This is a genomic window from Streptomyces sp. CB02058 (assembly GCF_001905505.1).
Lineage (GTDB): Bacteria > Actinomycetota > Actinomycetes > Streptomycetales > Streptomycetaceae > Streptomyces.
Genome location: NZ_LIPG01000002.1, coordinates 172,810 through 184,827 on the forward strand (window position 1 = coordinate 172,810; position 12,018 = coordinate 184,827).

10 protein-coding genes are annotated in these 12,018 nt (G+C 72.6%); 5 read left to right on the plus strand and 5 right to left on the minus strand.

The features are described 5' to 3' along the window. Positions 1 to 65: 65 nt before the first annotated feature. Positions 66 to 1,745 (minus strand): cellulase family glycosylhydrolase, encoded by a 1,680-nt coding sequence (locus AMK10_RS08040; RefSeq protein WP_073746420.1) that lies wholly within the window; start codon positions 1,743 to 1,745, stop codon positions 66 to 68. Positions 1,746 to 1,956: 211 nt separating this feature from the next. Further along, positions 1,957 to 2,631, minus strand: a complete 675-nt coding sequence (locus tag AMK10_RS08045) for a hypothetical protein (protein ID WP_073746422.1) — start codon at positions 2,629 to 2,631, stop codon at positions 1,957 to 1,959. A 455-nt stretch (positions 2,632 to 3,086) separates the two neighbouring features. Between AMK10_RS08045 and AMK10_RS08050 the strand changes: the two genes are divergently transcribed. The 4 genes from AMK10_RS08050 to aac(3) all read left to right on the plus strand — a co-directional run bounded on the left by AMK10_RS08050 (position 3,087) and on the right by aac(3) (position 6,855). Then, positions 3,087 to 3,764: a response regulator transcription factor gene (locus tag AMK10_RS08050; protein WP_073746424.1), complete on the plus strand. Its 678-nt coding sequence runs from the start codon at positions 3,087 to 3,089 to the stop codon at positions 3,762 to 3,764. 11 nt (positions 3,765 to 3,775) lie between these two features. After that, positions 3,776 to 4,888 (plus strand): sensor histidine kinase, encoded by a 1,113-nt coding sequence (locus AMK10_RS08055; protein ID WP_073747985.1) that lies wholly within the window; start codon positions 3,776 to 3,778, stop codon positions 4,886 to 4,888. 71 nt (positions 4,889 to 4,959) lie between these two features. Continuing rightward, a complete protein-coding gene (locus tag AMK10_RS08060; RefSeq protein WP_073747986.1) occupies positions 4,960 to 5,973 on the plus strand; it encodes an endonuclease/exonuclease/phosphatase family protein in 1,014 nt (337 codons plus the stop codon). 27 nt (positions 5,974 to 6,000) lie between these two features. Beyond that, the gene (gene aac(3), locus AMK10_RS08065) at positions 6,001 to 6,855 is read left to right on the plus strand and encodes an aminoglycoside 3-N-acetyltransferase (protein ID WP_073746426.1); all 855 of its coding nucleotides are present in this window, start codon (positions 6,001 to 6,003) and stop codon (positions 6,853 to 6,855) included. A 9-nt stretch (positions 6,856 to 6,864) separates the two neighbouring features. Here the strand turns inward: aac(3) and AMK10_RS08070 are convergent, their stop codons facing one another. The 3 genes from AMK10_RS08070 to AMK10_RS08080 all read right to left on the minus strand — a co-directional run bounded on the left by AMK10_RS08070 (position 6,865) and on the right by AMK10_RS08080 (position 9,562). After that, on the minus strand, positions 6,865 to 7,731 hold the full coding sequence (locus AMK10_RS08070) for an AraC family transcriptional regulator (protein ID WP_073746428.1): 867 nt from the start codon (positions 7,729 to 7,731) through the stop codon (positions 6,865 to 6,867). A gap of 95 nt (positions 7,732 to 7,826) precedes the next feature. Beyond that, positions 7,827 to 8,888: a HEAT repeat domain-containing protein gene (locus tag AMK10_RS08075; RefSeq protein WP_073747987.1), complete on the minus strand. Its 1,062-nt coding sequence runs from the start codon at positions 8,886 to 8,888 to the stop codon at positions 7,827 to 7,829. A gap of 5 nt (positions 8,889 to 8,893) precedes the next feature. Next, complete coding sequence (locus AMK10_RS08080; protein WP_073746430.1) at positions 8,894 to 9,562, minus strand: HEAT repeat domain-containing protein; 669 nt, start codon at positions 9,560 to 9,562, stop codon at positions 8,894 to 8,896. A 215-nt stretch (positions 9,563 to 9,777) separates the two neighbouring features. On the opposite strand from AMK10_RS08080, the gene AMK10_RS08085 reads away from it, so the two are divergent. Continuing rightward, a complete protein-coding gene (locus AMK10_RS08085; RefSeq protein WP_073746432.1) occupies positions 9,778 to 12,006 on the plus strand; it encodes an MMPL family transporter in 2,229 nt (742 codons plus the stop codon). Positions 12,007 to 12,018: the final 12 nt, after the last annotated feature.

Sequence of the window (12,018 nt, forward strand, 5' to 3'; positions counted from 1 at the left end):
CGCCCGGGGAACGCGCGAGGCCGGCAGGGGAGGGTGCCCCTGCCGGCCGGAGAGCCGGTCCCGGATCAGGCCGTCGTGCAGGCGTTGCCGCTGAGCTTGAAGGCGGTCGGGGCGGTGTTGGTGGTGCCCGTGGTGCCGGTGAAGCCGAGCGTGACGGTGCCGTTCGCCGGGATCACCGCGGTGTATCCGGCGGGGGCCACGCTCACCGCGGAGCCGGTCTGCGTGGGCGTCCCGCCCCACATGTTGGAGACGGTCTGCCCGTTGGCGAAGGAGAAGCCGAGGTTCCAGCCGTTGATGGCGGTCGTACCGGTGTTGCGGATGGTGATCTCACCCTGGAAACCGTTGGGCCACTGGCCGACCACCTTGTAGCCGACGGAGCAGCCGACGCCCGGCGTGGGGCCGGTCGCGTCGGTGGTGACGTTGACGGTGGCCGAGCGGGTCGAGCGGTTGCCCGCCGCATCCCTGGCGTAGACGGCGAAGCTGTACGCCGTCTGCGCGGTGAGGCCGGTCACCGTGACGCTGTTGGTGGTCGACGAGGCGGCGGCGGTCTCGGTGCCGCCGCTGACGCGCACGACGTCGTAGCCCGCGATGGCAACGTTGTCGGTTGCCGCAGGCCATGCCAGGGTGGCCGAGGTCGCCGTCACCGCGGAGGCGGTCGGGGTGCCCGGGGCGGTCGGGGCCTGCGTGTCGCCCGGCTGGGCGCCGCCGAAGACGGTGGCCTCCTTGGACGTCTGCGCGATGCCGTTGGCGCCGTGGAAGATCCGCTCGCCCCAGGAGCTCAGCCGGCTCGGGTCGAAGTCGATCGCCAGGTCGAGGATCGGGTCGGTGTTGCCGCTCCAGGACCACGCCAGATAGCCGAGGTCGAGCTGCTCGGCCGTGGCCATCATGGTGTCCTCGTCCGGGTCGCCCCACTGGTCGGCGGGTCCGCCGAACTCACCGATCAGGATGGGCAGTCCGGCATTGACGAAGGCGTTGAGGTAGTCGGTGACCGCCTGTGCCGTGTTGTAGACGCTGTACATGTGGATCGAGAAGATCAGGTTGCCCGTGGTGTCGGCGTCGTACACGGCCTGGGCGTTTGCGCGCATGACGCCCTGCCAGTCCTGGCCCCAGTTGGGCGCGTCCACCATGATCGTGTGCTGGAACCCGGCGGCGCGGAGCTTCTGGACGGCGGCGGTCGTCGGCGCGGTCCAGCCGGCGGGGTCGGTGTTGCCCCACGGCTCGTTGCCGATGTTGACGATGACGTAGTCCTCTTCGCCCGCGAGTACGTCCTTGAGGCTGATCCAGTAGTCGGCGGCGTGGTCCAGCGTGCCCGCCGCGGCGTCCTCGCCGTAACCGGTGGTGTCGTGCACCTCCAGGACGCAGATCAGCCGATTGGTCTTGCAGTCGTCGACGATGCCCGCGACCTCGTCCGGGCCGTTCCTCGTCCAGCGGTGGCCGTCGGAGAGGACGACGCGGACGGTGTTGGCGCCGAAGGCCTTGATGTCGGCCAGTGACTGCGTCTCGCCCGGGTACCAGGTGTGCGCGTGGTTGACGCCGCGCATGACGAAGTCGTTGCCGTTGCCCTCCAGCAGGCGGCCGTTGCTGATGTGCAGGCCGGTGGCGGCGGCCTTCACCTGCTCGGTCTCGGCGGCCTGGGCGGCGGCCGGGCCGAGAGCGCCGAGGAGGGTGATGCCGAGAAGAGCGGCGAGGCTCCTCATCACCACCCTCAAGGGGCTCTTTCGTGCCGTACTCGTTGCTGTTCTCACTGCGACTCCAGAAAGGGGTGAGCGCCGGATGAACCGAACATCGAACACATCGGACGGATCGCACATCGATAAGACGTGGGAGCGCTCCCATAAAGCCAGCTAGGCAGGGGCACGTCAAGACATCGCGCACAGTCCGGCGTTCGGACCGTGCGCCGTCCCCTGCCGTTCGCCGGGCTCCGCGCCGCGCGGGCGCGGGCCCGGCCGCCGGCCGTCAGGCCTTGCTGGTGCAGATGGCGTCGTACGGGCGGCCGGGGCTCGGGAAGAGCTCGATGGGGTTGTCGGCCTCGGCCGGGCACTCCTCGGCGGTCTTGGTCAGGGCGAGCACCTTGTTCCCGCCGCTCGCGCAGGCCACTTCCTTCGCCTGGTCGTCCACGCAGTCACCCACGACGAGCTGCCCGCCGCCAGCGCCCGCGTCTCCGGGGTGGTCGTCCGAGAGGTTGCGGCCGCAGATGGTCTTGCTGGGCAGGCCGGCGCTCGCGTCCCCGCCGAAGGACACCTTCACCGAGATGATCTCGTCGGTGCCGGCGGGACACTCGACGGCACCGGCGAATATCTCGCCGTCCTTGACCTCGAGCGCCTTGATCGTCGCCTTGGGGTCGTCGCAGTCGAGGGGCTGGAAGCCGTCCTTGGACTGACTCGTGTCCGGTCCGGCGCAGTCGCCGACCTTCCAGTCCTTGGCCGCGTGGCTGCCGCCGCCCGCCGACCCGTTGTTCTTCTTCGAGGACCCGCTGCCGCTGTCCGAAAACGGGCCGCACGCCGTGGTCGCCCCGAGCACGAGGGCGACGACCAGGGCCCCCTTCGCACAGTTCCGGAGGGCCGTACGGCCGCCGCGCGGTGACGGGGGGACGAGGCTGTTCCGGGTTCTGGTGCTGCCGTGGACGGTCATGCTGCTCCTTGGACGCGTGGCGTGTTCCGCGCGGCACCCACTGTGACCGCGCGGCAGTTCGGGCCTGAGGACGGCCGAATCGCGCGGTGCGGTTCCCGAGTCGCGCCAAGCGGTCGAGATCGGCACGGAGCCGATACGGAACGGCCTTCAGGGAACGTTTTCCGTCGCCGCGCGGGTGTGGTCGGAGCGAGCGGCGGGACACTGCCGAAGAGCGCGGCGGGCACGGCCGAAGCCCGGGGCGGAGATGGCCGAAACGCGCGGTCGAGGCATGCGAGGCACGCGGCCGGAGCGCGCGGCGGAGGTGGCCGAAACGCGCGGCCGGAGCAGGCGAAGCACGCGACCGGAGGTGGCCGAGAGCGCCGGCCCCGGCAGTCGGAACGTTCCGCCGGAGCGTCCCGCGCGCTCGGGCGGTTCTCGATACGCCGACGATATGTGCCGGATCGTAACCTCGGTGCATGCGTGTACTGATCGTCGAGGACGAGCTCTACATGGCGGAGGCCATTCGCGACGGCCTGCGCCTCGCCGCGATCGCGGCGGACATCGCGGGTGACGGCGACACCGCCCTGGAGCTGCTGGGCGTCAACACGTACGACATCGCCGTCCTCGACCGGGACGTCCCCGGGCCCACCGGCGACGAGATCGCCGCGCGCATCGTCGCGTCGGGCAGCGGCATGCCGATCCTCATGCTCACCGCCGCCGACCGTCTCGACGACAAGGCCACCGGGTTCGAACTCGGCGCCGACGACTACCTCACGAAGCCCTTCGCACTCCAGGAACTCGTGCTCAGGCTCAGAGCGCTCGACCGCAGGCGTGGGCACAGCAGGCCACCCGTGCGGGAGATCGCGGGCCTGCGGCTGGACCCGTTCCGCCGGGAGGTCCACCGCGACGGCCGCCCCGTCGCGCTGACCAGGAAGCAGTTCGCGGTGCTCGACGTCCTCACCGCCGCCGAGGGCGGTGTCGTCAGCGCCGAGGAGCTCCTGGAGCGGGCCTGGGACGAGCACACCGACCCGTTCACCAACGCCGTGCGCATCACGGTCTCGGCGCTGCGCAAGCGGCTCGGCGAACCCTGGATCATCGCCACCGTGCCGGGCGCCGGGTACCGCATCGACACCGGGTGCGAGGGGGAGGGGTGAAGGCGGTGGCCGTGGACAGGGAACGCGGGCCGAGCGTCCGCCTGCGACTGACCGTCAGCTACGCCGGATTCCTGATGCTGGCCGGTGCCCTGCTGCTCGCGGCGGTGTGGGTGTCGCTGCTGCGCTTCATGCCCGAGGTGGGGAGCAGCCCCGACGGGCCGCTGAACCGCTCCGACTTCCTGCGCATCTTCGGGCCGATCGCGGGCGCGGGCATGGTCTTCCTGCTGGTCTTCGGCCTCCTGGGCGGATGGGTGCTCGCCGGGCGCATGCTCGCCCCGCTGACCCGCATCACGGACGCCACGCGCGCGGCCGGCGACGGGTCGCTCTCCCACCGCATCCGGCTGGAGGGCCGCCAGGACGAGTTCCGCGAACTCGCCGACGCCTTCGACGACATGCTCGCCCGGCTCGAAGCGCACGTCGCCGAGCAGCGGAGATTCGCGGCCAACGCCTCGCACGAACTGCGCACCCCGCTGGCCGTCTCACAGGCGCTCCTCGACGTGGCCCGCAACGATCCGGCACAGGACCCCGCGAAGCTCTTCGACCGCCTCCGCACCGTCAACGCCCGGGCGATCGACCTCACCGAGGCACTGCTCGTGCTCAGCCGCGCCGACCAGGGGGCCTTCACCAGGGAGGCCGTCGATCTGTCCCTGCTCGCGGAAGAGGCCACCGAGACGCTGCTCCCGCTCGCCGAGGAGCGCGGTGTCACCGTCGACACGGCCGGTGACGCCGCCCCCGCCTCCGGGTCGCAGGCGCTCCTGCTCCAGCTGACGACGAACCTGGTCCACAACGCCGTCGTGCACAACCTGCCCGCCGGGGGCTTCGTGCGGGTCAGGACCGGCGTCGCACCCGGGAGCGCGACGCTCACCGTCGAGAACAGCGGCGAGAAGCTCTCGCCGCAGCTGGTCGCGACCCTCACCGAACCGTTCCAGCGGGGCGCCGGGCGCGTGCCCGACGCGCACCGCGCGGGTGTCGGCCTGGGCCTCGCGATCGTCAGGAGGACCGCCGAGGCGCACGGCGGGTCCCTCACCCTCACCCCGCGCCCCGAGGGCGGGCTCCGTGTCGCCGTCCGGCTTCCGCACCACGACTCCTCCAGCACTCCATCGTCAGGGGCACCCGAACAGTGAGCGAAGCGACGCAGGAACGCAACGGCACGCGGCAGCAGGTCCCGGCCGGTGAACGCCCGGGTCTCCGCCGGATGATCAGCAGGACGGTCCGTCGGCTGATACGTGCCGCAGCGCGGCCGGACCCCTGGAAGCGCGGCCCGGTGCTCGTGGCGCTCGCGCTGCTGCTGGGCCTGGCCATGCTGCTCCACGCGTGGATCCCGAACCGGATCTGGAACCTCGGCAGCCTGGTGGAGACCGCTCTGCCGTGGCTCGGCCTGTTCGTGCCGGTGCTGCTGGCCCTGGCGCTGTGGCGCCGCTCCGCCTCCGCGGTGGCCGCGCTGCTGCTGCCGGTCGTCGTGTGGACGTCCCTCTTCGGCGGTCTGCTCGGCGACAGGTCCCACCCGGGCGGCGACCTCGTCGTGGCCGGCCACAACGTCGGCGCGGACAACACCGACCCTGCGGGCACCGCCCGCGACCTGGTCTCCTCGGGCGCGGACGTGCTGGGCCTGATGGAGCTGGACCGGAGGGACGTCGGCACGTACGAGAGGGAGCTGGCAAAGGCGTATCCGCACCACACGGTGCTGGGCACGGTCGGGCTGTGGAGCAGGCTGCCGCTGTCGGACACCCGTGCGGTCGACACCGCGATGGACGCCGGACCGCTGGGCGACAGCAAGCCGGCCGACGTCAAACTGGCCTACAACCGGGGCCTGCGCACCACGGTGGCCACGGAACACGGGCCGCTGGCGGTGTACGTGGCGCACCTGGGGTCCGTACGCGTGAATCCCCGGGCGGGCTTCTGGACGGCCTCCCGGGACAGGAACGCGCAGGCGCTCGCCGAGGTGCTCGCCGCCGAGAAGAGCGAGCGGGTGGTGCTGCTCGGCGACATGAACGGCACCACGGACGACCGCGCGCTGGACGGCATCACCTCGCAGATGCGCTCCGCCCAGGAAGAGGCGGGGGACGGCTTCGGATTCACCTGGCCCGCGCGGTTTCCCGTGGTGCGGATCGACCAGATCCTCGTCAGGGGAGTGAAGGCGGAGAGTTCCTGGGTGCTGCCGTCGACCGGCAGCGACCACCGGCCGGTTGCGGCCGAAATCGGTTGGTGAAGGCGGGGGGAGCGATAGCGTCGCGCCATGGATCTGTCCGCCCTGCTCGCCCGCGCCGACGGCCCCGTCACCAGGAGCCGGCTCGTCGATGATCTGACGGCGCTCGGTCTCGGCGCGGGCGATGTCGTCATGTTCCACACGCGGATGTCCGCCATCGGTTATGTGGCGGGCGGCCCCCCGACCCTCATCGGCGCCCTGCGGGACGTCGTGGGGGAGCGGGGGACCCTGATGGTGACCTGCGGCTGGAACGACGCCCTGCCGTACGGCTTCAGTGAGTGGCCGGGGCCCTGGCAGGACGCCGTGCGCGCCGAACACCCGCCGTACGAACCGGAGTCGAGCGAGGCGGACCACGACAACGGCCGCCTCCCCGAGGCGCTGCGCCGTTGCCCGGGGGCCGTCCGCAGCAGGCACCCCGATGTGAGCCTGGCCGCGCTCGGGCCGGCGGCCACCGCGCTGACGGCCGGCCACCCGTGGGACGACCCGCACGGGCCCGGCAGCCCGCTGGCCCGGCTGGTCGAGCTGGGCGGCAGGGTGCTGATGCTGGGGGCCCCGCTGGAGACCCTCACCCTCCTGCACCACGCCGAGGCGCTCGCCGACGCGCCGGGCAAGCGGTTCGTGGAGTACGAGCAGCCGGTCCTGGCCGACGGCCGCCGCGTCTGGCGCCGCTTCCGCGACATCGACTCCTCGGGCGGGGCCTTCGACTACTCCGCTGTGACGCCCGGGGGCCAGGACCCGTTCGAGACGATCGTCCGGGACATGCTGGCCGCCGGAATCGGACGCCGGGGCAGCGTGGGAGCGGCCGACAGCCACCTCTTCGAAGCCGGTGAGGTCCTGGAGTTCGGCCTCACCTGGATTCACGAGAAGCTGGGCGGCGCCCGCTGACGGACCCGCTCAGCCGGCGGACCGCTCCACCGGAATCCACAGCTGCGCGTCCCCCCGCGCCCCGCCCTCGGAGAGCCGCACGCTCAGGATCTCGGGCCCTGGCCTGCTCCCGTACGGATTCGACGGGAACCACTGCGTGAACACGTCCCTCCACATGTACTGGAGCGACTGGGGGAACGGCCCGGAGTCCTCGAAGACGGCCCACAGGCCCGCCGGGACGTCGAGGGAGTCCAGGTCGTCGGGCACCTCGGCGTCCGACACCACCCCGTGGTAGTAGTCGAGTTCGGTCCCCTCCGCGCGGCTCGGGTCGAGCTGGTCGCTGACCCCGACGATCCCGGCGGGCTCCTGGTCGGCCAGCGCGGCGACGCGTTCCAGCGTCTCGGGGGCGATGGACCGGATGAACTCGGCGATCGCCGGATTCGCCCCTTCGTGGACGAGCGGTACGCGCACCTTCTTCCCGATGACCCGGAACGCGTCCTTGTCCACGATCCTGTATCGCATGCTGCTGCTCCCTTCGATGACGAGGCGGAAGGACATCCGGGGCTGGGAGTTGAGTGCCGCACCGGTCCGCCGGGCCTCGCCCGGTCCCACACCGTGCATGGTGCGGAACGCCCGGGCGAAGGCCTCGCCCGAGCCGTAGCCGTAGCGCGTCGCGATGTCCAGCAGCGTCCGCCCACCGGCGAGCACCTCGGCGCCCGCCACGGTCAGCCTCCTGCGCCGGATGTACTCCGACAGCGGGAGACCGGCCAGCGCGGAGAACATCCGCCGGAAGTGGTACTCCGACGTCATCGCGATGCGGGCAAGGCCCGCCACGTCGACCGGCTGGTCGAGGTGGGACTCGATGTGCTCCATGGCCTGGTTCAGCCGGTCCAGCATCCCGGACTCCTTCCTTCACACCAGCTCACGCTAGGGAGGACCCACCTTGCCCGACCCGACATCCTGTGCCCGATGCGGTCGGGTACGGGCGCGGTTCAGGGGGTGTCGCGCAGGGTCAGGACGTAGGCCGCGGTGAGGGCCACGGCACGGTCCCCGTCGTGCGACAGCTCCTCCAGCGCGCGGGACGCCGTCGGGCCCGGGATGTCCGCGAGCGCCTGGGCGACCCTGCGGCGTACGGACGGAGGGGCGGCGCCGTGCGTGAGACGCCGGACCAGCGCGGCGGCGATCTCGTCGGACAGCGCCGGCGCGGTCCCGTCCGACGGTGCGGCGGGGGTGCCGTCGTCCGGAGTCGCGGGCGGCGGGCGGTTCGCCAAGGTGCCCAGCACATCGGCCGCGTCCACGTCGTTCACCCCGTCCACGACCATGCCGACGAGCGTGGGGACCGCGTCGGCGTCCCCCCGCGCCCCGAGCGCCAGAGCCGCGCACCGGCGGACCACGACGTCGGAGTGGCCGAGGGCGCCCCGCAGCAGCCCGGCCGCTGCCCCACCCGGGATCGCGGCGAGGGACCGGGCGGCGCGTTCGCGCACGGCGGCGGACGGTGAGCCGAGGCCCTCCGCCAGCAGCGCCGGTCCCTCGTCGCCCGACTGCGCCAGGGCCCACCGGAGGGCTCCTGCGACGTTCGGGTCGCTCTCGCCCAGGGCCGCCTCGGCCAGGGCTTCCACCGGCACCGGAGCCTCCTCGGCCGCCTCCAGGGCCGCGCGCTGGCGCTTCCCCGCGCTCTTCGACCCCAGCCCTTGCAGGAGCGCGACGGTCTGGAGCACGTCCTCCCAGCCGGCGGGTCCGGCGGCGCCGATCCGGCCGAGCCGGGTGAGCAGGGCCTCCTCGGCCGCGATGCGTTCCCGGGTCCGCCGGATCAGGTCGTCGACGAGCTTCGAGGGTGCGAAGCCGGGATCGTCCAGCGCCTGTCCCACCTCGCGCAACGACAGCCCCAGCGACCGCAGGCTCTCGATGTGGAAGACGCGCCGGATGTCCTCGCCGGAGTACGAACGGTAGCCGCCGCCGGTGCGTCCCTCGGGGCGCACCAGGCCGAGCGACTCGTAGTGCCTGAGCATGCGGGCGCTGACCCCGGACCGCCGTGCCACCTCGCCGATCAACACACCCGTCATCCCTCCTGGTCGTTCCCGCCCAGGGCCACGATGCGCTTCGCCTCCTCGATCGCGAACTCGAATCCGGCATCCGGGTCGCGCAACAGCCTCTCCGTCGCGATCGCATGCTGCCGCACCCGGGGGCCGGGAGCCGTCCTCGCGGCCCGGAGCGTCTCCACGATCACCTCACCGAGGGCGACCAGCGCCCGGCTCAGGCTGAGCTGCGTCCGGCGCCCGCCGCGCCCGAGCTGTGTCGCCAGCACGGTGGCCAGGCCGTGCTCGCCCCCCTCGGGCACGAGCACGACGGCCGCGCGCCAGGCGCTCCGCGCCACCTCGTCGTCGGCGTCGGTCAGCAGGGCCCGGGTGATCGACGGCCACGCCCGCCGGTCCCCGATCTTCGACAGGGTGTGCAGGGCCTGGCTCCGCGCCTGCGCGGTCTCCGAGCCGAGCTCGGAGACGAGCCCGGGGACCGTCACCGACGGCTCGTGGCGGGTGAGCGCCCAGGTGAGCAGTTCGCGCACCTGGAAGTCCGGCTCGACGGCGCACCGCTCGATGAGCGTGCCGACGTACCGCGCGTCCGGCGCCGTTCCGACCGCCATCGCCGCTCGCAGCCGTACGGACGCGTCGCCGTCCTCCAGAGCCCGCAGGGCCTTCCCCGCGTCCGTGTCCTGCCGTGCCGTGGTCATCGGGACCACCTCCTCGGCCCCAGTGAAGACGTTGTCACGGTGACAAGGTCAAGCGGAGCAGGGGACCCGGGTTCCGCTCCTCCCTGGGGACGAGTGCGCGACCCGTGTCGTGCGGGAGCACGAGGCCGAAGTGCCGGTAGGCGCACGACGCCACCGAGGGCCCCTCCGGCGAGTCTTGGGACGTACCCCAGACCCGATGCGGAGATCTCAGACTCGTGGCTACCTTCTTGTATCGCATGGGCCGCGCTGCCTTCCGGCGGCGCTGGCTCGTGGTCCTCCTGTGGGCGGTGGTCCTCGGTGCCGCCGGAGCCGGGGCCGCCAAGGCGCCCACCGCCGGTGACGACGGCACGTCCTTCATGCCCGGTATCGAGGCGCAGAAGGCCTTCGACCTCATCGGTGACCGCTTTCCGGGCGCGGACGCCGACGGAGCCGAGGCACGGATCGTGTTCATCGCCCCCGACGGGGAGAAGGTGACGGCGGCCGGGAACCGCGCCGCGATCGACACCCTGGTCGAGGAGGCCGCCGGGGCGCCCCAGGTCGCCGGTGCCGTGAGCCCGTTCCGGGCCGGTGCGGTGAGTGAGGACGCCTCGACGGCGTACGCCACCGTCAGCTACAAGGTCTCCGCCGGCGACCTCTCGGACGCCGACAAGGCGGCCATGGAGGACATCGTCGATCAGGCCCGCGAGATGGGCCTGACCGTGGAGGTGGGCGGTACCGCGCTCGCCACGCAGCCGGCCGCCGGCGGGGCGGGCGAGGTCATCGGCATCGGACTCGCCGCCGTCGTCCTGCTGATCACGTTCGGCTCCCTCGCGGCGGCCGGGCTCCCCCTGCTCACCGCCGTCATCGGGGTCGGGGTCAGCATGTGCGCGATCCTCGCCCTCGGCAGCGCCCTCGGGCTCTCCATGACCACCGGCACGCTCGCCTCGATGCTCGGCCTCGCCGTCGGCATCGACTACGCCCTCCTCGTGGTGTCCCGATACAGGGAGGAGCGCGGACACGGCCACGAGCCCCGGGAGGCCGCCGGGCTCGCCGTCGGCACAGCCGGTTCCGCCGTGGTCTTCGCCGGGCTCACCGTCGTCATCGCGCTGGCCGGACTGTCCGTGATCGGCGTGCCGATGCTGACGAAGATGGGCCTCTGCGCCGCCGGGGCCGTCGTCGTCGGTGTCCTGGTCGCGCTGACGCTCGTCCCGGCCCTGCTCGGGATGTGGCCGGACGCCGTCCTGTCCCGCGCGGCGCGGCGGCGCGGCGCACCGGCCGCGCAGCACGTCGGGCGGAAGGACAACGGCGGCTCCCGCTGGGCCCGTTTCGTCCTGCGCCACCCCGTCGCCGTGCTGCTGACGTGCGTCGCCGGACTGGGTGTGCTCGCCCTGCCTGCCGTCGACCTGCAGCTGGGCATGCCGGGCGCCGAGGCCAAGCCGGTCTCCTCGACGGAGCGGCGCGCCTACGACGCCCTCGCCGACGGCTTCGGCGCGGGCTTCAACGGCCCGCTGACGATCGTCACCGACGTCAGGGGCGCGGCCGACCCGAAGGCTGCCGCGGCGACGATCGCCGAGCGGATCGAGGGGACGGGCGGGGTCGTGTCCGTGTCCCCGCCGCAGTTCAACGCGCAGGGTGACACCGCGCTCTTCTCCGCCGTCCCGTCGACCGGGCCGAGTGCCGAACCCACCAAGGACCTCGTGCAGACCATCCGGGCCGAGCGGCCCGGACTGGAGGACACGACCGGGGCGACCTTCGAGGTCACCGGCTCCACCGCGATGAACATCGACATCGCGCAGGCGCTCCAGGACGCCCTCGTGCCCTATCTGGTCGTGATCGTGCTGCTGTCCCTCGTGCTCCTGATGGTGGTCTTCCGCTCCGTGCTGGTGCCGGTCAAGGCCGCGGCGGGATTCCTGTTGTCGGTGCTGGCGTCGCTCGGTGCCGTCGTGGCCGTCTTCCAGTGGGGCTGGGGCGCCGAGCTGCTGGGGGTGGAGCAGGCCGGGCCGATCATGAGCCTGATGCCGATCTTCCTGGTGGGCATCGTCTTCGGTCTGGCCATGGACTACGAGGTGTTCCTCGTCGCCCGGATGCGGGAGGCGTACGTCCACGGGGACCGGCCCGCGCAGGCGGTCGTCACCGGCTTCCGGCACAGCGCCAGGGTGGTCGCCGCCGCGGCGGTGATCATGATCGCGGTCTTCTCCGGCTTCGTCGGGGCCGACGAGTCCATGATCAAGACCATCGGCTTCGGTCTCGCCGTGGCCGTGCTCTTCGACGCCTTCGTCGTGCGCATGGCCTTCGTGCCGGCGGTCCTCGCCCTGCTCGGGCACAAGGCGTGGTGGCTGCCCCGGTGGCTGGACAGGCTGCTTCCCCGCGTCGACATCGAGGGCACGGGACTCACCCGGGGACCGGTCGCGGGCCACGATGCCGCGGGCGCCGGCGCACGCCCGCAGGAACCGGCCCGCACCTGAGCGAGCACACCC

Excerpts from the sequence above, each read along its gene's own strand:
- AMK10_RS08045 (WP_073746422.1), bottom strand. The coding sequence starts at position 2,631 with ATGACCGTCCACGGCAGCACCAGAACCCGGAACAGCCTCGTCCCCCCG.
- AMK10_RS08050 (WP_073746424.1), top strand. The coding sequence starts at position 3,087 with ATGCGTGTACTGATCGTCGAGGACGAGCTCTACATGGCGGAGGCCATT.
- AMK10_RS08060 (WP_073747986.1), top strand. The coding sequence starts at position 4,960 with ATGATCAGCAGGACGGTCCGTCGGCTGATACGTGCCGCAGCGCGGCCG.
- AMK10_RS08070 (WP_073746428.1), bottom strand. The coding sequence starts at position 7,731 with ATGCTGGACCGGCTGAACCAGGCCATGGAGCACATCGAGTCCCACCTC.
- AMK10_RS08080 (WP_073746430.1), bottom strand. The coding sequence starts at position 9,562 with ATGACCACGGCACGGCAGGACACGGACGCGGGGAAGGCCCTGCGGGCT.